General features: G+C 54.5%; 26 protein-coding genes. 24 read left to right on the top strand and 2 right to left on the bottom strand.

The annotated features are described in order from the left end of the window. Positions 1 to 666, top strand: coding sequence for an SMI1/KNR4 family protein (locus H1D41_RS14915; RefSeq protein ID WP_228849661.1), 666 nt, complete (start codon positions 1 to 3; stop codon positions 664 to 666). Between the two features lie 46 nt (positions 667 to 712). Here the strand turns inward: H1D41_RS14915 and H1D41_RS14910 are convergent, their stop codons facing one another. Both H1D41_RS14910 and H1D41_RS14905 read right to left on the bottom strand, forming a co-directional pair. Further along, positions 713 to 1,684 (bottom strand): NAD(P)H-binding protein, encoded by a 972-nt coding sequence (locus H1D41_RS14910; protein WP_228849660.1) that lies wholly within the window; start codon positions 1,682 to 1,684, stop codon positions 713 to 715. Positions 1,685 to 1,797: 113 nt separating this feature from the next. Continuing rightward, positions 1,798 to 2,421, bottom strand: coding sequence for a trimeric intracellular cation channel family protein (locus H1D41_RS14905; RefSeq protein ID WP_228849659.1), 624 nt, complete (start codon positions 2,419 to 2,421; stop codon positions 1,798 to 1,800). A 157-nt stretch (positions 2,422 to 2,578) separates the two neighbouring features. Here H1D41_RS14905 and H1D41_RS14900 point away from each other — a divergent pair, with 157 nt between their 5' ends. From H1D41_RS14900 to H1D41_RS14790, 23 genes are all read left to right on the top strand, one after another. After that, positions 2,579 to 3,790, top strand: coding sequence for a DMP19 family protein (locus H1D41_RS14900; protein ID WP_228849658.1), 1,212 nt, complete (start codon positions 2,579 to 2,581; stop codon positions 3,788 to 3,790). A 335-nt stretch (positions 3,791 to 4,125) separates the two neighbouring features. Then, a complete protein-coding gene (locus tag H1D41_RS14895; RefSeq protein ID WP_228849657.1) occupies positions 4,126 to 4,491 on the top strand; it encodes an NADH-quinone oxidoreductase subunit A in 366 nt (121 codons plus the stop codon). Then, a complete protein-coding gene (locus tag H1D41_RS14890; RefSeq protein WP_198645389.1) occupies positions 4,482 to 5,009 on the top strand; it encodes a NuoB/complex I 20 kDa subunit family protein in 528 nt (175 codons plus the stop codon). Before H1D41_RS14895 ends, H1D41_RS14890 begins: the two co-directional genes overlap by 10 nt. A 12-nt stretch (positions 5,010 to 5,021) precedes the next feature. Next, complete coding sequence (locus tag H1D41_RS14885; protein WP_228849656.1) at positions 5,022 to 5,645, top strand: NADH-quinone oxidoreductase subunit C; 624 nt, start codon at positions 5,022 to 5,024, stop codon at positions 5,643 to 5,645. Beyond that, complete coding sequence (locus H1D41_RS14880) at positions 5,645 to 6,535, top strand: sulfotransferase family protein (protein WP_228849655.1); 891 nt, start codon at positions 5,645 to 5,647, stop codon at positions 6,533 to 6,535. Before H1D41_RS14885 ends, H1D41_RS14880 begins: the two co-directional genes overlap by 1 nt. Before the next feature lie 2 nt (positions 6,536 to 6,537). After that, positions 6,538 to 7,758, top strand: coding sequence for an NADH-quinone oxidoreductase subunit D (locus tag H1D41_RS14875; protein WP_198645391.1), 1,221 nt, complete (start codon positions 6,538 to 6,540; stop codon positions 7,756 to 7,758). A gap of 55 nt (positions 7,759 to 7,813) precedes the next feature. Then, complete coding sequence (locus tag H1D41_RS14870) at positions 7,814 to 8,950, top strand: NADH-quinone oxidoreductase subunit E (protein WP_228849654.1); 1,137 nt, start codon at positions 7,814 to 7,816, stop codon at positions 8,948 to 8,950. A 29-nt stretch (positions 8,951 to 8,979) separates the two neighbouring features. Then, positions 8,980 to 9,663, top strand: a complete 684-nt coding sequence (locus H1D41_RS14865; RefSeq protein WP_228849653.1) for an NADH:ubiquinone oxidoreductase — start codon at positions 8,980 to 8,982, stop codon at positions 9,661 to 9,663. Between the two features lie 9 nt (positions 9,664 to 9,672). Beyond that, positions 9,673 to 9,897 (top strand): DUF5337 domain-containing protein, encoded by a 225-nt coding sequence (locus tag H1D41_RS14860; protein ID WP_228849652.1) that lies wholly within the window; start codon positions 9,673 to 9,675, stop codon positions 9,895 to 9,897. 52 nt (positions 9,898 to 9,949) lie between these two features. After that, complete coding sequence (gene nuoF, locus H1D41_RS14855; RefSeq protein ID WP_228849651.1) at positions 9,950 to 11,245, top strand: NADH-quinone oxidoreductase subunit NuoF; 1,296 nt, start codon at positions 9,950 to 9,952, stop codon at positions 11,243 to 11,245. 5 nt (positions 11,246 to 11,250) lie between these two features. Then, positions 11,251 to 11,673 carry a DUF5333 family protein gene (locus H1D41_RS14850; protein ID WP_228849650.1) on the top strand — a complete coding sequence of 141 codons (423 nt, stop codon included), beginning with the start codon at positions 11,251 to 11,253 and terminating at the stop codon, positions 11,671 to 11,673. 2 nt (positions 11,674 to 11,675) lie between these two features. Next, positions 11,676 to 11,855, top strand: a complete 180-nt coding sequence (locus H1D41_RS14845; RefSeq protein ID WP_228849649.1) for a hypothetical protein — start codon at positions 11,676 to 11,678, stop codon at positions 11,853 to 11,855. Beyond that, on the top strand, positions 11,848 to 12,264 hold the full coding sequence (locus tag H1D41_RS14840; RefSeq protein WP_228849648.1) for a DUF5333 domain-containing protein: 417 nt from the start codon (positions 11,848 to 11,850) through the stop codon (positions 12,262 to 12,264). Before H1D41_RS14845 ends, H1D41_RS14840 begins: the two co-directional genes overlap by 8 nt. 3 nt (positions 12,265 to 12,267) lie before the next feature. Next, a complete protein-coding gene (gene nuoG, locus H1D41_RS14835; RefSeq protein ID WP_228849647.1) occupies positions 12,268 to 14,286 on the top strand; it encodes an NADH-quinone oxidoreductase subunit NuoG in 2,019 nt (672 codons plus the stop codon). Positions 14,287 to 14,291: 5 nt separating this feature from the next. Then, on the top strand, positions 14,292 to 14,729 hold the full coding sequence (locus H1D41_RS14830; protein ID WP_228849646.1) for a hypothetical protein: 438 nt from the start codon (positions 14,292 to 14,294) through the stop codon (positions 14,727 to 14,729). 10 nt (positions 14,730 to 14,739) lie between these two features. Then, a complete protein-coding gene (gene nuoH / locus H1D41_RS14825; protein WP_228849645.1) occupies positions 14,740 to 15,804 on the top strand; it encodes an NADH-quinone oxidoreductase subunit NuoH in 1,065 nt (354 codons plus the stop codon). A 3-nt stretch (positions 15,805 to 15,807) separates the two neighbouring features. After that, the gene (nuoI, locus tag H1D41_RS14820) at positions 15,808 to 16,299 is read left to right on the top strand and encodes an NADH-quinone oxidoreductase subunit NuoI (protein WP_107495234.1); all 492 of its coding nucleotides are present in this window, start codon (positions 15,808 to 15,810) and stop codon (positions 16,297 to 16,299) included. Then, positions 16,296 to 16,709, top strand: a complete 414-nt coding sequence (locus H1D41_RS14815; protein WP_228849644.1) for a carboxymuconolactone decarboxylase family protein — start codon at positions 16,296 to 16,298, stop codon at positions 16,707 to 16,709. The genes nuoI and H1D41_RS14815 overlap by 4 nt, the downstream gene beginning before the upstream one ends. After that, the gene (locus tag H1D41_RS14810; RefSeq protein WP_107495236.1) at positions 16,706 to 17,320 is read left to right on the top strand and encodes an NADH-quinone oxidoreductase subunit J; all 615 of its coding nucleotides are present in this window, start codon (positions 16,706 to 16,708) and stop codon (positions 17,318 to 17,320) included. The genes H1D41_RS14815 and H1D41_RS14810 overlap by 4 nt, the downstream gene beginning before the upstream one ends. Beyond that, positions 17,321 to 17,866, top strand: a complete 546-nt coding sequence (locus H1D41_RS14805) for a hypothetical protein (RefSeq protein WP_228849643.1) — start codon at positions 17,321 to 17,323, stop codon at positions 17,864 to 17,866. Positions 17,867 to 17,980: 114 nt separating this feature from the next. Next, positions 17,981 to 18,286 carry an NADH-quinone oxidoreductase subunit NuoK gene (gene nuoK / locus H1D41_RS14800; RefSeq protein ID WP_107495237.1) on the top strand — a complete coding sequence of 102 codons (306 nt, stop codon included), beginning with the start codon at positions 17,981 to 17,983 and terminating at the stop codon, positions 18,284 to 18,286. A 6-nt stretch (positions 18,287 to 18,292) separates the two neighbouring features. Beyond that, positions 18,293 to 20,416: an NADH-quinone oxidoreductase subunit L gene (gene nuoL, locus H1D41_RS14795; RefSeq protein WP_228849642.1), complete on the top strand. Its 2,124-nt coding sequence runs from the start codon at positions 18,293 to 18,295 to the stop codon at positions 20,414 to 20,416. Position 20,417: 1 nt separating this feature from the next. Then, the gene (locus tag H1D41_RS14790) at positions 20,418 to 21,968 is read left to right on the top strand and encodes an NADH-quinone oxidoreductase subunit M (RefSeq protein WP_228849641.1); all 1,551 of its coding nucleotides are present in this window, start codon (positions 20,418 to 20,420) and stop codon (positions 21,966 to 21,968) included.

Here is a 21,968-nt window from a genome sequence, read left to right as displayed (position 1 = left end):
ATGGAATTTCGGGACATAAGCTGGACAGGCGGGGCGATTGACAATTTGTCTCTGCTTGCAAAGCTGCCTGAAGAGTTGCGCGATCTGTTGAACCAGAAGAACGGCTTTATTCAATATGGTGGCGGATTGCATGTTCGGGGCATTTGTCAGGAACCGGGCTGGCATTCGCTTGAGGAAGCCTGGACGGGGCAAATGGCCTTTCACACTGCTTATGAGGTCGTCCGTGCTGAATGGATTCCTTTTGCGCAGGATTGCGTTGGGGATCAGTTCTTCCTGACCGACGGGGAGGTTGTCCGGCTGCTGGCTGAAAGCGGAGACATCGAACTTACCGGGTTGGGGGTGATGGCATTTTTGCATGAAGCTGCACAGGATCCGGTTGAATTTCTGGCGCTTCAGCCTTTGCTTCGTCTTCAGGCCGAAAGCGGTAATCTGGAGCCGGGAAATCTGATCCACGTCTGGCCGCCGTATTGCACCAGAGAGGCGGCAGAGGGTGTATCTCTGAAAGCCGTTTCTGCTGTGGAACTACATAGTTTTCACAAAAGTTTTGCAGCAGTACTTCCTGAGGATGGGCAACAGGTGGAGGTTAAGATTGGTCCCTGGCCGGTGGCTCCGTTTTCTTTGAAAGAAAACGGGACGGAAACTTTGAAAGTTTCCGGACGCCCCTGAAGATGAAGCTCCTGCCGGGTGTCGGCAGGGCTTTGTTATGTCAGATTTACTTCACCGCATCTTTCATTGCGTCTTCGCCTTTCTTCCATAGATTGCCCTGCCAGAGTTCCTCAAGGCCGGTTTCGCCACTTGCGCCTTTCGTGGTCAGGTAGTCGTAGTAAGACGTGGGCTTGTGGCCGGTAAGGTTGTAAAAGTCGGGGCTGCAGCGGGTGTAAAAACCGTTGGTCAGATATTCAAAGAACTCGGCCCGGGTGCTGCCGAAATCAGCTTCGAAATCTGTCATGCTTTGCGGCATATAGCTGATGTTTTTGCCCATGGCGCGGCCAAGGTCTGCGGCGATTTCAGCCATATTCTGGGGCGTGGGGCCTGTGATGTCATAGAACTTATTGCCATGGCGCGCGGGGCCTTCCGTCAGGACGACGGCTGCGGCTTCGGCGATATCGCGGGTGGCAACAAAAGAATTGCGGATATGCCCCAGGGGATTGCTGAATGTACCTTTGCTTTCAATCTCTTCGCAGTCGGTCTTCAGCAGGTGGTTCATGAAAAAGTTGTTGCGCAGGGCGGTGATATTCAGCCCCTCATCAATCAGGGATTTTTCACCCCACCAGTAATGCTGCAGCATCAGGGGCACAGCAGTGCCGGGACGGGAGGCATGGGTATCGGCATCATAAGACGCCGTATTGGTATCCGCGCCCATGCAGCTGACACGCACCACATGCTGAATGGTGTCCTTGCGACGGCCAAGCTCTTTGCTGAAGTTCAGATGGCCTTCTAGCATAGGGTCTAGCGAGGCAGAATAAACCGCAGAAACGCCCTCAAGTGCAGCATCCCACGTGGCGGGGTCAGAGAGGTCGAATTTTACAACTTCATCTGCACCAAGAGATTTCAGCATCTCGACTTTATCTTCGCTGAAGTAACAGGCGCGCACGGTGAAGTCCCCGGCCTGGGCCAGACGGGCGACCAGTTCACGACCAATACGGCCGGTGGCGGATGTGATAAGAACGGTGGGGTGGGCCATGGGGGACTCCATCTGATGTTTTTAGTGGGTCTGGGTGGCAACGCTGTTTCAGACAAGATCCTGATTTCAGGTGCGCATAAGTCCAGTTTATTACACGGGCGTATTGCCAGTCTTCAGGCCCTTGGCGGGCGAGATTTATAGACGGGCATGCTCCAGCCGAAGATCATGGAACCTGCGCGCAGGCTGAAGGTAACAAGGCCGGAAGCAAGTGCAACATATGCAACCGTAAGGCCGGCCGAACTGGCCAGCACTGTGGCGGCAGAACCTGCGAGGGTGCAGGTTGCGTATAACTCGCCTTTTTTCAGGATCAGAGGCACTTCGTTTGACACAACATCCCGCATCAGGCCGCCCATGCTGCCGGTGATAATACCCATCACAATGACGACGGGCGCAGGCTGGTCCAGCGCCTGTGCAAGGCCCGATCCTGCAGATACGGTAATGCCAAGCGCAAATGCATCCAGCCAAAGCAACAGTTTATAGCGGCTTTCAAACAGGTGGGCCGTGAAAAATACAAGCAAAGCTGCCCCGCAGGCCACGCCCAGATAAGACGGACGTTCAAGCCAGAAGACTGGATTCCGATCAAGCAATACATCACGCAGCGTACCGCCCCCGACCGCCGTCAGGCTGGCAAAGAAGCAAAACCCGACGATATCCAGCTGCGCACGGCTGGCGACAAGCGCACCAGTCAGGGCGAAAACAAAGACCGAAGCAAAATCCAGCAGCATAAAAAGGGTCATCACAAAGCTCCGTCAGGGCAGGGGTTCAGAAGGCATATCCTGAGAAAGACCGCCTGTCACGTTGCATTGCCGTTCATAGCGCACCGTCACCTTGCGGTCATACTTTGGGCACAAAGGAAAATTAATTTTCCCGCATAGGATGAAGCCGGGGGCACATATGTTTGGAATTTTGAAGCGTCAGAAGCCTGAACCGGCGTTGCAGGAAATCTACCTGTCAGAAGAAGCGCTTGCGCCGGATGCCCCGCATTACACTGTGATGATGGGCATTGTGGATTACACCAATGCGGTGATGCACAGTGCTTTGTATAAAGTCGGTGAATTCCCGGAAGAAGCTTACTGCCTTTATAATGCGGATTATTACATGGGCGAGGTGCTGCAGAACGGGCATTCCCGCTATCTGATGAATGATCGCAATTCCGGTGCGGATGAAAGTTCACTGCATTATGCATTGCGCGCGATGGAAATGATTGGCTGTGCAGAGTTGCAGCAGATCCTTCAGGAACTGGCAGACTGGGTTGCTGCGAACCCTGAGGAAGCGGCGCAGCAGAATGGTGTGACCCATTGGGCAGAGGCGCTGGAGCTTCTGGATGAACGGTTCTACGCGTTGAATGAAGAAGATTTCTATCATGCGGTGCGGCGCTGGGCGGAAGATAATGTGGGGGTTCTTTTCCTGCCAGCAGCAGCAGTGCGTGATGCCTTAACGGTTCTGCCGGATCTTAACCCGCGTTTTGCAAACCGTCAGCGCACCAATTCGATTGCCGCGCTTGATGCCGGACTGACGACCGATACAGTGTCGTATTTCCGGGCCTGTATGGCAGGGATGGTCCGGGGTGAACAGTTTTTCGAGGTTCGTGCAGTGTCGGGAGGAAAGCCCAGCCCGTTTTTCGATCACAGTGCACCAGGCGCGGATTATACGCGCGGGGACAGGCAATTGTGGCGACTGGTTGCCAATGCGGATGGGGATCTGTCCGGGCAATATGCGGGCGACAGTGTTGATATGTTCGTGCGGGATCCTTCAAACGGAGAACTCGGACAGATTGCAGAATGCGATATAGCGGTTGCGCAGCGACATCGCGAACTGGCCGGGCGATATAAACCGGGGCGTTTTGCCTGGAGCCTTCTGAAAGCTGCGACACCCGACGATCCTCCGGCGTTTCTCAGTTTCCTGATGCCTGCAGATACGCCTGATGAACTGCCGGAACATTACGCGTTTTACGGAGTGACCGCACAAAGCGGTGTACAGTATAAGATGCTTCTGGACGGGGAAGAGGCCGCGCTCTTTTTATGGCCGGATGGTGAGTTGTTCAGCAAGATTTCCGGTTCAGAATACCGCGGACTTCTGAAAGAAGATTTGAGCAGGTTGATCTGATTTGGCAAGGAGTTAAGGGTTATAATACCGCTTTTTGGATGTCGTAAGAGAGCTTCAGAGAGTCGGTGAGATTGCCATTCTTGCTTTTGCCCTGATCCATTTCGTCACGTTACGGTCAGTTTTTTGTGTGGAGTATCCTGGAGAAAGACCAGGGTACTGCCAGAATTCCTATATTTTTAAGGAAAAATTCAGGTTCCTGGTGGAATTGTAGCCGCGCTACAGAAACTGAAAAACTCCCCGCCAGAAGGGCCCTGCGCATTGACCCTGAAAGCGGGCAGGTTTAAACCCATTGCCAACCAGGCACGCGTTGCTTTCACGCTACCAAGGAGCCAGATGTGCAAGACCTTCTGAGAGAATACCTCCCGATCCTGATTTTCCTGGGACTGGCAATTGCGATTGGGCTTGTCCTGATCCTTGCTGCTGTTGTCCTGGCGGTCCGTAATCCTGACCCTGAAAAAGTATCTGCATATGAATGCGGATTTAACGCATTTGATGATGCGCGGATGAAGTTTGATGTGCGGTTCTACCTTGTCTCGATCCTCTTCATCATTTTTGACCTTGAGATCGCCTTCCTCTTCCCATGGGCTGTTGCCTTTGGTGATCTGGGGCTGCTTGGGTTCTGGTCTATGATGGTCTTCCTCGGGGTTCTGACCATCGGCTTTGCTTACGAATGGAAGAAGGGGGCTCTGGAATGGGAGTGATGGCAGCTACAGCGGGCGAAGATCGTTCTGTCGCCACCGAAGCCCTGAACAAGGAACTGCAGGATAAAGGTTTTATCCTGACCTCGACCGAAGACGTGATCAACTGGGCACGCACAGGTTCCCTGCACTGGATGACCTTTGGTCTGGCCTGTTGCGCGGTTGAGATGATGCACACGTCCATGCCGCGTTATGATCTGGAACGCTATGGCACCGCGCCGCGGGCTTCCCCACGTCAGTCTGATCTGATGATTGTTGCCGGCACACTGACCAATAAAATGGCGCCCGCGCTGCGCAAAGTGTATGACCAGATGCCAGAACCACGTTATGTGATTTCCATGGGGTCTTGCGCGAATGGCGGTGGGTATTATCACTACAGCTATTCTGTTGTGCGGGGCTGTGACCGTGTCGTGCCTGTGGATGTCTATGTGCCCGGGTGCCCGCCGACCGCAGAAGCGCTTATGTACGGTATTCTGCAGTTGCAACGCAAAATCCGCCGCACCGGCACCATCGCGCGATAAGGGGATCTGAAAATGAATGAAGCCCAGAAAAACGCGTTGAATGAGCTTGGCGCATATCTTGAGCTGAAACAGCCGGATGCGGTGATTTCATATGATGTGTCAGACCATGGTGAGCTGACCATTGGTGTGGCCCCGTCTGAAATCGTTGGGTTTGTAGAGTTTCTGAAAAACGACCGTCAGTGTCAGTTTTCCAGCCTCATCGACATCACAGCGGTGGATTATCCGTCCCGCGAAAAGCGGTTTGATGTGATCTATCACTTCCTGTCCATGTATCAGAACCACCGCATTCGCCTGCGCGCGCAGCTGCGTGAAGAGGAAATGATTGCCTCGGTTGTGTCTGTGCACCCAAGCGCCAACTGGTTTGAACGTGAAGTGTTCGATATGTTCGGCATTCTCTTTTCGGGCCACCCGGATCTGCGCCGTATTCTGACAGATTATGGTTTCCGTGGTCATCCGCTGAAGAAAGACTTCCCGACCACCGGTTATACCGAAGTGCGTTACGACGAAGAACTGAAACGCGTGGTGTACGAACCGGTTAACCTGGTTCAGGAATATCGCCAGTTTGATTTCATGTCTCCCTGGGAAGGTGCAGAATACATTCTGCCGGGTGATGAGAAGAAAGAGGCGAAAGGCTGATGACGGATCAGGCAACGCTCATGTTTGGGATAGGCGCGACGAAGGCGGGGACCAGCTGGCTCTACCGCTATCTTTGCGCGCACCCGGATTGTGCGATGCCTGCTACGAAAGAGCTGCATTATTTCGACACAACATCTGAGCATGACCTGGATGGGACGATCCGTGATCTTGAGCGTCAGGAACGCCAGATCGCCTGGAATGCAGAGCGTAAAGAAGGGCTGGAACAGGCTTTACGCTTTATGAAAGTGGAAGGGCTGAAACGCCTGCGCAAGATGCTGAAGGCACCCCGGACTGACGATCAGGCTTATCGGGAATTTATGCTGAGCCACTTTGAAGAAGGGGCAAAGCTGACTGGCGATATAACGCCATCCTATGCTTTGCTGCCAGCCGCGCGTTTGTCGGACATGGTAGGTATGGCTGCTGAAACCCGTTTTATATACATCCTGCGTGATCCGGTTGACCGGCTCTGGTCCCATGTTCGTATGGTTGCCAGAAGACAGGCCGAAGAAGGCCAGCCCCTGCACCCAGTGGCCACCCGTATTCTGGAAAATGTGATCCATAAAAAGATGCGCCCGGCCATGCTTGCACGATCTGATTATACTGGAATTCTCGAAAAACTTGATCAGGCTATTCCCCGGGAAAACCTGAAGATTGTTTTTTTCGAAGATATGTTCAGAGAAAATACGATCCGTGACATCTGTGAATTTCTGAACATCAGCTATCACCCGGCTGAGCTTAAGAAAAAAGTGCATGCGGGGCAGGCTGTGGCTTTGGACCCGGAACTGAAATTTGCAGCGCGTGCGCTGCTGGATGACCAGTATCAGGCAATGGAGCGCCGTTTTGGCGATCTGCCGAACCGCTGGAAACGTGATTTTGCGAAGGTAGCATGATGATGGACGGAACAGGCAAGTTTGACGATGTTCGCACAGGCGAACAGCAGATCCGTAACTTCAACATCAACTTTGGTCCGCAACACCCTGCGGCCCACGGTGTGTTGCGTCTGGTGCTGGAACTGGACGGTGAGATTGTAGAACGCTGCGATCCCCATATCGGCCTGTTGCACCGCGGCACTGAAAAGCTGATGGAAAGCCGGACGTACTTGCAGAACCTGCCGTATTTCGATCGGCTGGATTATGTGGCACCGATGAACCAGGAACATGCCTGGTGTCTGGCAATTGAAAAGCTGACAGGCACCGAAGTGCCCCGTCGCGGCAGCCTGATCCGCGTGTTGTATTCCGAAATTGGCCGTATTCTGAACCACCTGCTGAACGTCACCACACAGGCGATGGACGTGGGCGCGCTGACGCCGCCGCTTTGGGGTTTTGAGGAACGTGAAAAGCTGATGGTGTTTTACGAGCGTGCCTGTGGTGCGCGTCTGCACGCCAACTATTTCCGTCCTGGCGGTGTGCATCAGGACCTGCCCGACGATCTGCTGGATGATATTGAGGAATGGTGCGGGACTTTCCCGGCGGTTCTGGAAGACATCGACGGGCTGCTGACGGAAAACCGGATCTTTAAGCAGCGGAATGCTGATATCGGCATCGTCACCGAGAAAGACATTCTCGACTGGAGCTTCTCTGGCGTGATGGTGCGTGGATCCGGCTTTGCCTGGGATCTGCGTCGCGCGCAACCTTATGAATGCTACGATGAATTCGAATTTGACATTCCGGTTGGCAAAAGCGGTGACTGTTATGATCGCTATCTGTGCCGCATGGAAGAAATGCGTCAGTCTCTGCGGATCATGCTGCAGGCGATTGAAAAACTGCGTGCCCCCGAAGGGCAGGGCGATGTGATGGCCCGTGGCAAGCTGAGCCCGCCAAAGCGTGGCGATATGAAAACTTCAATGGAAGCACTGATCCACCACTTCAAACTGTACTCTGAAGGCTTCCATGTGCCTGCGGGTGAGGTTTACGCCGCTGTTGAAGCGCCCAAGGGTGAATTTGGCGTCTTCCTGGTGGCTGATGGATCCAACAAACCTTACCGCGCCAAAATCCGTGCGCCCGGGTATCTGCACCTGCAGGCCATGGATCACGTGGCTGGTGGCCACCAGCTGGCGGATGTTGCCGCGATCATCGGCACCATGGATGTTGTGTTCGGGGAGATCGACCGTTGATGACCTGCCACAGCCCAATGCATATTGAATACCTTTCTGAGGAGGCCAGCGCCTGATGCTACGCCGTCTACATCATACCCAGCCAGAAAGCTTTGCTTTCACGCCAGACAACCTTGCATGGGCCACGGCGCAGCTGACGAAATACCCTGAGGGGCGCGAAGCCAGTGCGATTATTCCACTTTTGTGGCGTGCGCAGGAACAGGAAGGCTGGCTGTCTAAGCCGGCGCTTGAATATGTCGCGGATATGCTGGGCATGGCTTACATCCGTGCGCTGGAAGTTGCGTCTTTCTACTTTATGTTTCAGATGCAACCGACTGGTTCTGTTGCACATGTTCAGGTTTGCGGCACCACGTCTTGCATGATCTGCGGCGCAGAAAGCCTGATTGCAGTCTGCCAGGAAATGATCGCTGCGAACCCACATGATTTGTCTGCGGATGGCAAGTTTTCCTGGGAAGAAGTTGAATGCCTTGGTGCCTGTTCCAACGCACCGATGGTACAGATCGGTAAGGATTTCTATGAGGATCTGACGCCTGAGATGCTACGCGATATTCTGACACGTCTGGGCAAAGGTGACGTGCCGCTGCCAGGTCCGCAGAATGGCCGTTATGGCTGTGAACCTGCGGGTGGTCCCGTGGTTCTGGGCGAGGGCAATAATGCCCGTGCAGATCACAATGGTTCTGTGCAGATTGCGTCTGACATTGGCGAGACTGTGAAGCGCATTGTCGGGACAGAAGTTCCGTTGACCGCGCCCTGGACTGATCGCGGTGGCCGTCCGCGTAATGACGAAGCGGCCCCCGTTGAGTTTATGACCGCAGCAAAACAGGCTGCGGCTGAGAAGAAGGCAGCGAAACCGGCTGAGAAGAAAGTGGCACCGAAGGTGGAAGATACGCCTGCGTCGGATGTGGCTGAGAAGAAGCCACGCACCATGAAAGCGCCACGCAAAGCTGGGGCAGATGATCTGAAACAGCTGAAAGGCGTTGGTCCGAAGCTGGAAGAAACGCTGAATGAACTGGGTTTCTGGCATTTTGATCAGATTGCCAAATGGGGTGCTGCGGAAATCGCCTGGGTGGATAGCCGCCTGAAATTTAAAGGCCGTATTGAACGGGACGGATGGATTGAGCAGGCTGAAAAGCTTGCCGCTGGCGAAGAGACTGGATTCTCTGCGCGCGTAAAAAAGGGCAAAATATACTGAGTTTAAGCAATCACTGAGGGAGAGAGAGAATGAATGAAAATCAAGGTCTGAATTTATGCAGCATTGTCTGCTGGGCTGCGGCTGCCGTTGGTGCGCTGATTGCCTGGTGGCTGATGAGCTGTATTCTCTGGAACTGGCTTGCCATTCTGATTTCTCTTGTGGTTCTGCTGCTGCTTGGTTTTTTCCTTGTGTCCCGTTTCTGTGGTTTGCAGGTTCAGGCGCCGCTGGAAAGCACTCTGACCACGCCTGCACCTGCGGCAGCTGCGCAGGATGATGCCGCCGAAGAAACTGCGGTTGAAGAGGTTACCGAAGCACCTGCTGCGCAAGCTGAAGCTGCACCTGAGGAAAAGAGTGCGGAAGAGGTTTCTTCGGAAGAGGTGGCACCTGCAGAAGAGCCTGCGATTGATGCAGAAGCAGATGACACTGCTGAAAAGCAGCCCGAGGTTCTGAAGACTGCCCGCGCGGGTGGCGCGGATGATCTGAAACAGCTGAAAGGCGTTGGGCCAAAGCTGGAAGAAACGCTGAATGAACTGGGTTTCTGGCATTTTGACCAGATTGCAGCCTGGGGCACGGCAGAAATTGAATGGGTGGATGCGCGTCTGAAGTTTAAAGGCCGTATTACCCGCGACAACTGGGTGGATCAGGCGAAAGCCCTGGCATCCGGTGATGAAACGGAATTCTCAAAGCGCGTCAAAGACGGCGACGTGTACTGAGGAGTATGAATGATGACCCCTGAGAGGGACAGAGAACTGGCAAAACGCGCACGCATGCTTTCGCTTGTGATTGCGGGGGCTGTGTTTCTCTGGCTTGGGGGACAATGGATTGGCAAAATGATCGGGCTTCCCGGACGTTTTGCCCTTCTGTTCGATCTGATGGCGATCGGCGCTTTTGTATGGGTGCTGGTGGTCGCAATGGGAATATGGCGCGCGCGTCGCAGTGATAGCTAAGCCCGAAGGGGCAGGGGGCCACCAGGCCACCCGCAATTGAAGGAAGAACCAGATGCTGAAAGATCAGGACCGGATCTTTACCAATATCTACGGTATGAAAGACCGTAGCCTTGCGGGTGCGAAAGCGCGCGGCCATTGGGATGGCACAGCGAAGATTATCAAAAACGGCCGTGACTGGATCATTGATCAGATGAAAGCTTCTGGTCTGCGTGGCCGGGGTGGTGCGGGTTTCCCAACCGGTTTGAAATGGTCTTTCATGCCGAAAGAAACCGATGGTCGTCCGGCCTATCTGGTGATCAACGCCGATGAATCAGAACCGGGCACCTGTAAAGATCGCGAAATCATGCGCCACGATCCGCACACGCTGATCGAAGGCGCGCTGATTGCCTCTTTCGCGATTGGTGCGAACAACGCTTACATCTATATCCGCGGTGAATTTATCCGTGAACGCGAAGCGCTGCAGGCGGCGATTGATGAATGTTACGCTGACGGCCTGCTGGGTAAGAATGCCTGCAAATCCGGGTGGGATTTTGACCTTTATCTGCACCACGGGGCAGGGGCCTATATTTGTGGCGAAGAAACCGCACTGCTGGAAAGCCTTGAGGGCAAAAAAGGCATGCCGCGCATGAAGCCGCCGTTTCCGGCAGGTGCAGGCCTTTATGGTTGCCCGACCACTGTGAACAACGTGGAAAGCATCGCGGTTGCGCCGACCATTCTGCGTCGCGGGCCGGAGTGGTTTTCATCCTTTGGTCGTCCGAACAACGCGGGTACAAAGCTGTTTGCGATGTCTGGTCATGTGAATACGCCCTGTGTGTTTGAAGAAGAAATGTCCCTTCCCATGCGCGAGCTGATCGAAAAGCACGGTGGTGGTATTCGTGGCGGCTGGGATAATCTGAAAGCGATTATTCCTGGTGGGGCGTCTTGCCCGGTACTGCCGAAAGAGATGTGCGAAGACGCGATCATGGATTTCGACTGGATGCGCGAAAACCGGTCCTCCATGGGCACGGCCTGTATGATCGTCATGGACAATGATACCGACGTGATCAAAGCGATTTGGCGCCTGAGCAAATTTTTCAAACACGAAAGCTGTGGCCAGTGTACGCCATGTCGTGAAGGTACCGGCTGGATGGCGCGTGTGATGGATCGCCTGGTGCGCGGCGAAGCTGAAATTGAAGAAATCGACATGCTGTTTGATGTGACCAAACAGGTTGAGGGCCACACGATCTGTGCCCTGGGCGACGCGGCGGCCTGGCCAATTCAGGGTCTGATCCGTCACTTCCGTGAAGAAATTGAAGACCGTATTAAGGCAAACAAAACCGGGCGCATGGGCGCTATGGCTGCGGAGTAAATATTTTGAAAACCACCCTTAAATTTTCACTGGTTGCTGCGGTTCTGGCTGTCACTGGCTGTACCGCCCCAGAGCCGATTGATCCGGCTCGCATGGCGGAAGCACAGCGGTTTGTGTCCGAGTTTGCGGGTAAAATCGGGCCTGCGGTTTTCATTTCAAATGAATGTCCGAACTACCGGATGAATCCGGCGGAAGAAAGCAAACTTCAGTATGAAATGCTGATGGAAATGTCCGAACGTGGTATTGCGCCGCGCGAAGTTGACAGGGCGCTTGATACGGCCCAGTCCGAAGTCGCTATTCTGCGCTCTCTGGTGGAGTATTCCCAACGCCGCAATGTTCAACTGGATGATCGGGCGTCGGTCTGTCGCGCTGGTGACTATGAACGCCGTCACAATACGGCCATTGGCAAGATGCTGGTGAGGATCTGAAGTTGAAAACCCTGATCACCATATCACGGCTTTATAAAGCGACAGCAGCGGGCCGCTGCCGTCTGGCTTTGGGAGGCCGGCAGGTTTCTGCCGTGAAAGCGGGTGACTGTGTGGATGTTATTGAATATCTGACCTGTGGAAACACAACTCCTTTTGACACAAAAGGAGACTCTCATGTCTGATATCAAAACCTTCTTCGCCGCTGGCGTTCTTGCTGCTGTTATGGCGGTTCCGGCTGCGGCCACTGGCCCGGTGCCTTTGACTGAAAATGATGCGATCAACAATCGTCTGATCACGGCGGGGGTTGTGCGCCGTATTCATAAGCGCTGCCCGGATCTGACCTATAAACGTGTGCGCAGCTTTATGTATTTGCGCTCTATCCATAATCTCGCGCAGGAGCAGGGCTACGGCGCGGATGAAATCGAAGCCTATATCGACGACAAGGATCAGGAGGCCCACCTCTATACTTTCGTTGACGCATGGCTGACACAGCGCGGTGCCGTGGAAGGCAACGCCGAAAGCTACTGTGCCGTTGGCCGTGCGGAGATCTCCGCTGGCAGCCAGATCGGCAATTTCCTGAGGACGGACTAAGACATGACGGACCTTCGCAAGATCATCATCGACGAAAAAGAGGTTGAGGTTGATCCAGCCATGACCCTTATTCAGGCCTGTGAGCAGGCAGGCGTGGAAGTCCCGCGTTTCTGCTATCATGAACGCCTGTCGATCGCCGGTAACTGCCGGATGTGTCTTGTCGAAGTTGTCGGTGGCCCGCCGAAACCCGCGGCCTCCTGTGCCATGCAGGTGCGCGATCTGCGCCCTGGCCCGGAAGGGCAGCCGCCTGTGGTGAAGACCAATTCACCTATGGTGAAAAAGGCCCGGGAAGGCGTGATGGAATTCATGCTGATCAACCACCCGCTGGATTGTCCTATCTGTGACCAGGGCGGTGAATGTGACCTGCAGGATCAGGCCATGGCTTATGGTCTGTCCACCACCCGTCACCGTGAAGCAAAACGTGCTGTCGATGATCTGGATCTGGGTCCACTTGTATCTACTGCGATGACCCGCTGCATTTCCTGCACGCGCTGTGTGCGTTTCACCACTGAAATCGCCGGTATTTCTCAGATGGGTCAGACTGGCCGTGGGGAAGATGCAGAGATTACTTCTTATCTGAATGAGACGCTCGACAGTAACCTGCAGGGCAATATCATTGATCTTTGTCCGGTTGGCGCGCTGACCAGCAAACCATATGCCTTTACCGCCCGTCCCTGGGAGCTTCGCAAGACAGAAACCATCGACGTGATGGATGCGCTGGGATCCAACATCCGCGTGGATACCAAGGGTCGCGAAGTGATGCGCATTCTGCCGCGCAACCATGACGGCGTGAATGAAGAATGGATTTCCGATAAGTCCCGTTTCGTCTGGGATGGTCTGCGTCGTCAGCGTCTGGATACACCCTATGTGCGTGAAAACGGCAAGCTGCGCAAAGCCACCTGGGGTGAGGCCCTGGGGAAGGCTGCTGAGGCGATGAAAGGTAAGAAGGTTGCCGGTCTGGTGGGCGATCTTGTGTCGACTGAAGCTGCGTTTTCTCTGAAGCAGATCGTGGAAGGTCTGGGCGGCAAGGTTGAATGCCGTACCGACCGCGCAAAACTGCCGGAAGGCAACCGTTCCGCCTATGTGGGTACAGCTGCGATTGAAGATATCGACAGCGCCAAAGCTATCATGATCATCGGTGCGAACCCACGTGTTGAGGCCCCGGTTATGAACGCCCGTATCCGTAAGGCTTGGCTGGCGGGGGCAAATATCGGTGTTGTGGGGGAAGCCCATGATCTGACATATGAATATGCGCATCTGGGCAATGACCGTGAGGCATTGCTGAAGCTGAACGAAGGCGGCCATGAAGGCGCGCTTGGCAAAGACACAGTTGTGATCATCGGCCAGGGTGCCTTGCGCGAAGCAGATGGCGAAGCTGTTCTGTCTCAGGCGATGAAGTTTGCCGAAACCACGGAAAGCAAATTCCTGGTTCTGCACACTGCCGCTGGCCGTGTGGGTGCAATGGATGTGGGCGCTGTCACAGAGGGTGGTCTTGATGCCGCGCTGGATGAGGCAGAGGTGATTTACAACCTTGGTTCGGATGAAGTTGACATCGATGGCGGCGCCTTTGTGATCTACCAGGGCAGCCATGGTGACCGTGGTGCGCATCGTGCAGATGTAATCCTGCCAGGTGCGGCTTACACGGAAGAAAGCGGTGTCTTTGTGAACACCGAAGGCCGCCCGCAGCTGGCGCAACGCGCTGGCTTTGCGCCGGGCGATGCGAAGGAAAACTGGGCGATCCTGCGGGCTTTGTCTGCCGAACTTGAGGCAACCCAGCCATGGGACAGCCTTGGTGGTCTGCGTACACAGATGATCGAAGCTGTGCCGCATCTTGGTGCCATGGATCAGGTGCCGGCGAATGAATGGAAGCGCGTTGCTCTGCGCAAACCGGGCAAGGCGACACTGATCAATGCGGTCAGTGATTTCTACCTGACCAACCCAATCGCACGTGCAAGCCAGCTGATGGCTGAACTTTCCGCAAATGCGAAAGCCCGCAGTGAACAGGCGATGGCAGCAGAATGATAACCATGATCCGGCATATCAGCGGGGCGAAAGCCCTGGGCGCAGGGGGGCTTATGGCGCTTCTGTTGGCCTGTGCGCCGGATGCCGGGGATACGACTGTGTCCAGAAACGCGGCTTTTGCCCCGGAATATCTGGGGATCGGGGTTCGTCTGCTGGATAGGGACTATGAAGGTGACGATCTTGTCGCCTTTGATGTGAAAATGCGCGGTGCGCGGGGGCGTGATGATGTTGCGGCCTATGCGGATTGTGCTGTGGCAGAATATGCGTTGATCCGGGGCTACGGATTTGCGCGACATCTGCGCACAAATATTGAAACAGAGGCTGGCGTTTGGCACGGGGATGCTATTTACAGCATCTCAGCGGCGCTGCCGCGTGGTTCGCGTACAATCGATGCAGAAGTCGTGCGTGCCAACTGCGTGGAAACTGACATACCGACGGTATAAGAGGCAACAGATGGTCGAATTCTTCACCACTACAAACCTGGGCATTTTGCTGCTGATCATTGGTCAGTGTCTGCTGGTGCTTGTTCCCATTCTGGTGGCTCTGGCCTTCCTGATGTATGCGGACCGTAAGGTCTGGGCTGCGGTGCAGATGCGTAAGGGGCCGAACATTGTGGGCGCCTTTGGTCTGCTGCAGTCTTTCGCTGACTTCCTGAAATATATCGTGAAAGAGGTCGTCGTACCTGCGGGGGCTGACAAGGCGGTCTTCTTTCTGGCACCGATGACGACTTTCGTGCTGGCGGTGATTGCCTGGGCGGTGATCCCGTTCAATGAGGGCTGGGTGATCGCGGATCTGAACGTTGCGGTGCTTTATATCTTTGCGGTGTCCTCGCTTGAGGTCTACGGCGTGATCATGGGCGGTTGGGCGTCGAACTCCAAATACCCGTTCCTCGGATCCCTGCGGTCTGCAGCGCAGATGATTTCTTATGAGGTGTCCCTGGGCCTGATCATCATCGGTGTGATCATCTCTTCCGGTTCCCTGAGCTTCTCTGGCATCGTTGCAGCACAAGACGGCGGTTATGGCATTTTCTCATGGTTCTGGTTGCCGCATTTCCCGATGGTCTTCCTCTTCTTCATCTCCGCCCTTGCGGAAACCAACCGCCCGCCATTTGACCTTCCCGAAGCAGAATCTGAACTGGTGGCTGGCTATCAGGTTGAATATTCATCCACACCTTTCCTTCTGTTCATGATCGGTGAACTGATGGCGGTGGTTCTGATGTGTACCCTGACGTCGCTTCTGTTCTTCGGGGGCTGGTTGTCACCGATCCCGGGCCTGCCGGATGGCATCCTGTGGCTGATCCTGAAAATTGTCTTCTTCTTCTTCATCTTCGCGATGGTGAAGGCAATCACCCCGCGTTACCGCTATGACCAGTTGATGCGCATTGGCTGGAAGGTCTTCCTGCCGATGTCTCTGGCCTGGGTTGTGCTGGTCTCTTTCCTCGCGTTCTACGACAAGGAATATAACAGCTTCGGTGGCGCATATTTCCGTGCGGAACAAACACAGCAGATCGAGGGTTAAGCGATGGCGATGGATTACACACGCGCGGCGAAATATTTCCTTCTGATGGATGTCATCAAAGGCTTCCGTCTGGGGCTGAAATATTTCTTTGCACCGAAAGCAACGATCAACTACCCGCAGGAAAAAGGCCCGCTGTCCCCGCGTTTTCGCGGTGAACATGCGCTGCGTCGCTATCCGAACGGGGAAGAACGCTGCATTGCCTGTAAACTGTGCGAAGCGATTTGCCCGGCGCAGGCGATCACCATTGATGCGGAACCGCGTGATGATGGTTCCCGCCGCACCACGCGCTATGACCTTGATATGACAAAATGCATCTACTGTGGCTTCTGCCAGGAAGCCTGCCCGGTGGATGCGATCGTTGAGGGGCCGAATTTCGAATTCTCAACCGAAACCCGGGAAGAGCTGTTCTACGATAAAGAAAAGTTGCTGGATAACGGTGCCCGCTGGGAAGCCGAGATCGCCCGCAACCTGGAAATGGATGCGCCGTACCGATGACCAGCCCGAAGAATCCTTTTGCAGCCATGATGGAACAGGCACAGGAAATGGCGAAAGCCGTGAACCCTGCGCTTGAAACATTTGCGGCGGACGGGTTTGAAAAGCTGATCCCAACCATGCCGGCGGACTGGATGGAAGGGATGTTCGGGAAAGGGCTGTCGGAAGATGGCCTGGACGCGAAGACAAAGCTTCTGCTGACGCTGGCCGGGCTGACCTGCCAGGGCGCGCAGGCGGAAGTGCCGTTTAAACTGGCGGTGCGCCATGCACATGTTGCCGGGGCCACGGCGCAGGAAATTTCAGAAACCATCGCAATGATGGGGATGTTCGCAGGTTTGCCCGCATCAACACGGGCGTCAAAACTTGCACAGGACGTGCTGGCAGACAGCACGAAAGAGGAGACAGGCGAATGACAGTCGCTGATTTCGCATTTTACCTTTTCGCAATCACCACAGTGGTTGCAGGCTTCCTTGTGGTGATCAGCCGCAATCCGGTGCATTCGGTCCTCTGGCTGATCCTGGCATTCCTGTCCTCTGCGGGCCTGTTTGTCCTGCTGGGCGCAGAATTCCTCGCGATGCTGTTGATGATCGTTTACGTCGGCGCGGTGGCCGTCCTGTTCCTGTTCGTTGTGATGATGCTGGATGTGGATTTCGCGGAACTGAAAAGCGGCATGGCGAAATATATGCCGGTTGCCCTGTTGATCGGCATTGTGATCCTGATGGAACTGGCCATGGTATTCGGCAGCTGGAAAACAGCAACCGAGGCCGAGGGTCTGCGCCAGGCCGTGACACCGGATGTGTCTGAAGTGCACAACACCGTGGCGCTTGGGCAGCTGATTTATGATGACTACATCTACCTGTTCCAGGCTGCGGGTCTGATCCTGCTGGTCGCGATGATCGGCGCAATCGTCCTGACCCTGCGCCACCGCCCCCATGTGAAACGCCAGAACGTGATGGAACAGATGCACCGTGATCCGGCTAAACAGATGGAACTGATCGATGTGAAACCGGGGCAGGGCCTGTAAGTGAAGCTGAACGCATTCATATCACTTTTGGCTGTTTGCTTGCTGTTTTATGCTGATATTGCAGCAGCCTGCTCTCCTGCATCTCAGGGTTGGGATCGCAGAATTCGTGTGCGTGCAGACTGCAGCTTTACGCGAGCTGGCGAAGGAGAGTTTGGGCTGGGGGAAGGCTCGCCCGCGATTGATCTTGGTAATGACCTTGTTGCGCAGGCTGTACGTTTTGGGAGTGGATGCTCGTTTAGTGAGACACTACATTTGATTGATTGTGCGGAACAAAACCAACTCTCGCTTCATGGTCAGAATCCCGTTGACCCAGGTGAGCCTGCTATTGCGGGATCATTTACTACTTCAGTTGAAAAAATACTTATGCCTGAGGGGCCGATTGATCTCTACGCGATTACTTCTCTTGAGGGCGCAAGAGAGATGGCACGAGAACACAATGTTACGGTTAGTGATGATGCGCTGGAACAAATTCAACGATTGAGCGGGCGAAACCGCTACGATTTGTTCTGTGGATGCGAGCGGTTTTATCCGGAACATTCACAATGAATACTTGGCTGATCATCGGAATGGCGATGATTGCCTTTGGAATAACGCTGCGGGTCATGCGGGCCCGGGGTGACAAGAAAAAGAAGAACGAAGAGAACAAGGACTGAGAGACAGATGGTCGGACTTGAACATTACCTGGGCGTGGCGGCGGCTTTGTTCGTCATCGGCATCTTCGGGCTTTTTCTGAACCGCAAAAACATCATCATTCTGCTGATGTCGATTGAACTGATGCTTTTGGCGGTGAACATCAACCTTGTGGCGTTTTCCAGCTTCCTTGGCGATCTCGTCGGGCAGGTGTTTACGCTTTTTGTGCTGACAGTGGCCGCAGCAGAGGCCGCCATTGGCCTTGCGATCCTTGTTTGCTTCTTCCGCAACCGTGGCACCATCGCGGTTGAAGATGTCAACGTAATGAAAGGGTAAGGGGACATGGAAAAGATCATCCTCTTTGCCCCGCTGGTGGGCGCGCTGATTGGCGGCTTTGGCTGGCGGATCATCGGTGAGAAGGGCGCACAGTACCTGACTACCGGCCTGCTGTTTCTGGCAGCGATCCTGTCCTGGATTGTTTTCCTGGGCTTTGACGGCGAAACCCGCCTGATCGAGATTATGACCTGGATTCAATCCGGTACGCTGGATACCAGCTGGTCCATCCGTCTGGATCGTCTGACCGCGATTATGCTGATTGTTGTGACCTCTGTATCATCGCTCGTGCATCTTTATTCCTTCGGCTATATGGCCCATGATGAGAACTTCGATGATGCCAAAGGCGAAAGCTATCGCGCCCGCTTCTTTGCGTATCTGAGCTTCTTTACCTTCACCATGCTGATGCTTGTGACCTCTGACAACCTTGTGCAGATGTTCTTTGGCTGGGAAGGCGTTGGCGTTGCATCATATTTGTTGATTGGTTTCTACTATAAGAAACCTTCCGCGAATGCGGCGGCGATGAAAGCCTTTGTTGTGAACCGTGTTGGTGATTTTGGCTTTGCTCTGGGGATCTTCGGCCTGTTTTACATGACCGGCAGCATCAACTTTGATGAGGTCTTCACCGCAGCACCGGATCTGGCGCATCAGAATATCTCTTTCCTCTGGACCGAATGGAACGCAGCAAACCTGCTGGCATTCCTGTTGTTCGTCGGGGCCATGGGTAAATCTGCACAGTTCTTCCTGCACACCTGGCTGCCCGATGCGATGGAAGGCCCGACACCTGTGTCTGCGCTGATCCACGCCGCGACCATGGTAACCGCCGGTGTGTTCCTTGTGGTGCGTATGTCGCCGCTGATGGAATTCGCGCCAGGCGCAACCACCATCATCGTTTACGTTGGCGCGATCACAGCTTTCTTTGCCGCGACCGTTGGCCTTGTGCAGAACGACATCAAACGCGTCATCGCATATTCCACCTGTTCGCAGCTGGGTTATATGTTTGTGGCAGCTGGCGTTGGTGTTTATTCCGCCGCGATGTTCCACCTGTTCACACACGCGTTCTTTAAGGCGATGCTGTTCCTTGGGGCGGGCTCTGTCATTCATGCGATGCATCATGAACAGGATATGCGCAACTATGGTGGTCTGCGCAAAAAGATCCCGCTGACCTATTGGGCGATGATGATCGGCACGCTGGCGATCACCGGTGTTGGCATTCCGCTGACATATTATGGTTTTGCAGGTTTCCTGTCTAAAGATGCGATCATTGAAAGCGCGTGGGGTGCGCATACCTCTGCTGGTAACTTTGCTTTCTGGATGCTTGTGATTGCGGCCTTTATGACGTCTTTCTACTCCTGGCGCCTGATGTTCCTGACCTTCTTTGGCAAGCCACGCGGCAATCCGCATACGCATGATCACGCGCATGAAAGCCCGGTGGTTATGCTGATCCCGCTGGGTGCGCTGGCCCTTGGTGCGATCTTTGCAGGGATGATCTGGCTGAAGCCATTCTTTGGTGATCATGACACAGTCAACAAATTCTACGGTGTGCCTGTGCATGAAGTGGCCACGGATGATCACGGTGCTGCGGCTGCGGTGTTCGAAGTTGATGCCGGTCATACAACAGATGTTGCAGCAACAGATGATCACGGTGCTGCCACAGAACATGCAGCTGGCTGGACCCCGGGATCCGGTGCGGTTTACACCCATCCGGATAACCATGTGCTGGACAATGCGCACCACGCGCCGACCTGGGTAAAAGTATCGCCGTTTTTCGCGATGCTGGGCGGTCTGCTTCTGGCGCTCTGGATGTATATCTGGAATCCGACTCTGCCGGCACGTCTGGCGAATGCGCAGCCCTATCTTTACCGGTTCCTGCTCAACAAATGGTATGTGGATGAGATCTATGATTTCCTCTTTGTGAAACCATCCCAGGCGCTGGGGCGTTTCCTGTGGAAGCGTGGGGATCAGCAGACCATTGATGGCGCGCTGAACGGTCTTGCACTGGGTATTATTCCTTTCTTCACACGGCTCGCGGGACGCGCGCAGTCCGGTTACATCTTCACTTATGCCTTCTGGATGGTGATCGGCGTTCTGGTGCTGATGACCTGGCTTACGATCAGCGGAGGGGCTGAATAATATGGAAAACCTCCTTTCCATCGTCACATTTATTCCGCTGCTGGCGGCACTGATCCTTGCGATTTTCCTGCGCGGTGACGACGCCCCGGCACAGAAAAATGCCAAGATGCTGGCGCTGATCGCCACATCCGCGACTTTCCTGTTGTCGATCTTTATTCTGACGGGCTTTGATCCGGCCAATACTGGTTTCCAGTTTGTTGAAGAACACGACTGGATCCTGGGGCTGAAGTATAAAATGGGTGTGGACGGGATCAGCATTCTCTTTGTGATGCTGACCACCTTCCTGATGCCAATTGTGATCCTGTCCTGCTGGGATGTGACCACGCGCGTCAAAGATTACATGATCGCTTTCCTGCTGCTGGAAACCCTGATGCTGGGTGTGTTCATGGCGCTGGACCTGGTCCTGTTCTATGTCTTCTTTGAAGCGGGTCTGATCCCGATGTTCCTGATCATTGGGATCTGGGGCGGGGCGAACCGGATTTACGCATCGTTCAAATTCTTCCTTTATACCTTCATCGGTTCCGTGCTGATGCTGGTGGCGATGATCGCTATGTTCCTGGATGCAGGCACCACTGATATTCCGACCCTTCTGACTCATAACTTCTCAACCGCCGGGTTTGAGCTGATGGGCTTCCAGATCGTTGGCGGCATGCAAACCCTGCTTTGGTTGGCGTTCTTCGCAAGTTTTGCGGTGAAAATGCCGATGTGGCCTGTTCACACCTGGCTGCCAGATGCGCACGTGCAGGCACCAACTGCGGGTTCTGTAATCCTGGCAGCGGTTCTGCTGAAAATGGGCGGCTATGGCTTCCTGCGTTTCAGCCTGCCGATGTTCCCGGTTGCCTCTGACCTTCTGGCACCGCTGGTGTTCTGGATGTCCGCAATAGCGATTGTGTATACGTCGCTTGTGGCGTTGGTGCAGGAAGATATGAAAAAGCTGATCGCGTATTCATCGGTCGCCCACATGGGTTATGTCACCATGGGTATCTTTGCTGCGAATCAGCAGGGTGTTGATGGTGCGATTTTCCAGATGATCAGCCACGGGTTTATTTCCGGCGCGCTCTTCCTTTGTGTGGGCGTGATCTATGACCGGATGCACACGCGTGACATTGATGCTTATGGTGGCCTTGTGAACCGTATGCCATCTTATGCGCTGATCTTCATGTTCTTCACCATGGCGAACGTCGGCCTGCCGGGCACATCCGGTTTTGTCGGGGAATTTCTGGTTCTGATGGGCATCTTCCAGGTCAACACATGGGTTGCGATGTTTGCCACATCTGGTGTGATCCTGTCTGCGGCCTATGCGCTGTATCTCTATCGCCGTGTGGTGATGGGAGAACTGATCAAAGAGGCCCTGCGCACGATTTCTGACATTACCCCGCGTGAGAAGATGATCTTCGCACCGCTGGTTGTCATGACCATCCTTCTGGGTGTCGCCCCATGGCTTGTGACCGATATCATCGGTGACTCTGTCGCGGCACTTGTCCATAACTATCACGAAGCCCTGCCTGTTGTCGCTGAAGCGACTGAGGCCGTGGCTCCGGCATCGCATTAA

The sequence above is a fragment of the Halocynthiibacter styelae genome, assembly GCF_016123485.1.
GTDB lineage: Bacteria > Pseudomonadota > Alphaproteobacteria > Rhodobacterales > Rhodobacteraceae > Halocynthiibacter > Halocynthiibacter styelae.
Note: the sequence above shows the minus strand (reverse complement) of the source record. Positions and strands in the feature narration are given on the sequence as shown.

What these genes read in the sequence shown, in the direction of transcription:
- H1D41_RS14915 (WP_228849661.1), top strand. Translation starts at nt 1, where the DNA reads ATGGAATTTCGGGACATAAGCTGGACAGGCGGGGCGATTGACAATTTG.
- H1D41_RS14910 (WP_228849660.1), bottom strand. Translation starts at nt 1,684, where the DNA reads ATGGCCCACCCCACCGTTCTTATCACATCCGCCACCGGCCGTATTGGT.
- H1D41_RS14905 (WP_228849659.1), bottom strand. Translation starts at nt 2,421, where the DNA reads ATGACCCTTTTTATGCTGCTGGATTTTGCTTCGGTCTTTGTTTTCGCC.
- H1D41_RS14900 (WP_228849658.1), top strand. Translation starts at nt 2,579, where the DNA reads ATGTTTGGAATTTTGAAGCGTCAGAAGCCTGAACCGGCGTTGCAGGAA.
- H1D41_RS14890 (WP_198645389.1), top strand. Translation starts at nt 4,482, where the DNA reads ATGGGAGTGATGGCAGCTACAGCGGGCGAAGATCGTTCTGTCGCCACC.
- H1D41_RS14885 (WP_228849656.1), top strand. Translation starts at nt 5,022, where the DNA reads ATGAATGAAGCCCAGAAAAACGCGTTGAATGAGCTTGGCGCATATCTT.
- H1D41_RS14880 (WP_228849655.1), top strand. Translation starts at nt 5,645, where the DNA reads ATGACGGATCAGGCAACGCTCATGTTTGGGATAGGCGCGACGAAGGCG.
- H1D41_RS14875 (WP_198645391.1), top strand. Translation starts at nt 6,538, where the DNA reads ATGGACGGAACAGGCAAGTTTGACGATGTTCGCACAGGCGAACAGCAG.
- H1D41_RS14870 (WP_228849654.1), top strand. Translation starts at nt 7,814, where the DNA reads ATGCTACGCCGTCTACATCATACCCAGCCAGAAAGCTTTGCTTTCACG.
- H1D41_RS14865 (WP_228849653.1), top strand. Translation starts at nt 8,980, where the DNA reads ATGAATGAAAATCAAGGTCTGAATTTATGCAGCATTGTCTGCTGGGCT.
- H1D41_RS14860 (WP_228849652.1), top strand. Translation starts at nt 9,673, where the DNA reads ATGATGACCCCTGAGAGGGACAGAGAACTGGCAAAACGCGCACGCATG.
- nuoF (WP_228849651.1), top strand. Translation starts at nt 9,950, where the DNA reads ATGCTGAAAGATCAGGACCGGATCTTTACCAATATCTACGGTATGAAA.
- H1D41_RS14840 (WP_228849648.1), top strand. Translation starts at nt 11,848, where the DNA reads ATGTCTGATATCAAAACCTTCTTCGCCGCTGGCGTTCTTGCTGCTGTT.
- nuoG (WP_228849647.1), top strand. Translation starts at nt 12,268, where the DNA reads ATGACGGACCTTCGCAAGATCATCATCGACGAAAAAGAGGTTGAGGTT.
- H1D41_RS14830 (WP_228849646.1), top strand. Translation starts at nt 14,292, where the DNA reads ATGATCCGGCATATCAGCGGGGCGAAAGCCCTGGGCGCAGGGGGGCTT.
- nuoH (WP_228849645.1), top strand. Translation starts at nt 14,740, where the DNA reads ATGGTCGAATTCTTCACCACTACAAACCTGGGCATTTTGCTGCTGATC.
- nuoI (WP_107495234.1), top strand. Translation starts at nt 15,808, where the DNA reads ATGGCGATGGATTACACACGCGCGGCGAAATATTTCCTTCTGATGGAT.
- H1D41_RS14815 (WP_228849644.1), top strand. Translation starts at nt 16,296, where the DNA reads ATGACCAGCCCGAAGAATCCTTTTGCAGCCATGATGGAACAGGCACAG.
- H1D41_RS14810 (WP_107495236.1), top strand. Translation starts at nt 16,706, where the DNA reads ATGACAGTCGCTGATTTCGCATTTTACCTTTTCGCAATCACCACAGTG.
- nuoK (WP_107495237.1), top strand. Translation starts at nt 17,981, where the DNA reads ATGGTCGGACTTGAACATTACCTGGGCGTGGCGGCGGCTTTGTTCGTC.
- nuoL (WP_228849642.1), top strand. Translation starts at nt 18,293, where the DNA reads ATGGAAAAGATCATCCTCTTTGCCCCGCTGGTGGGCGCGCTGATTGGC.
- H1D41_RS14790 (WP_228849641.1), top strand. Translation starts at nt 20,418, where the DNA reads ATGGAAAACCTCCTTTCCATCGTCACATTTATTCCGCTGCTGGCGGCA.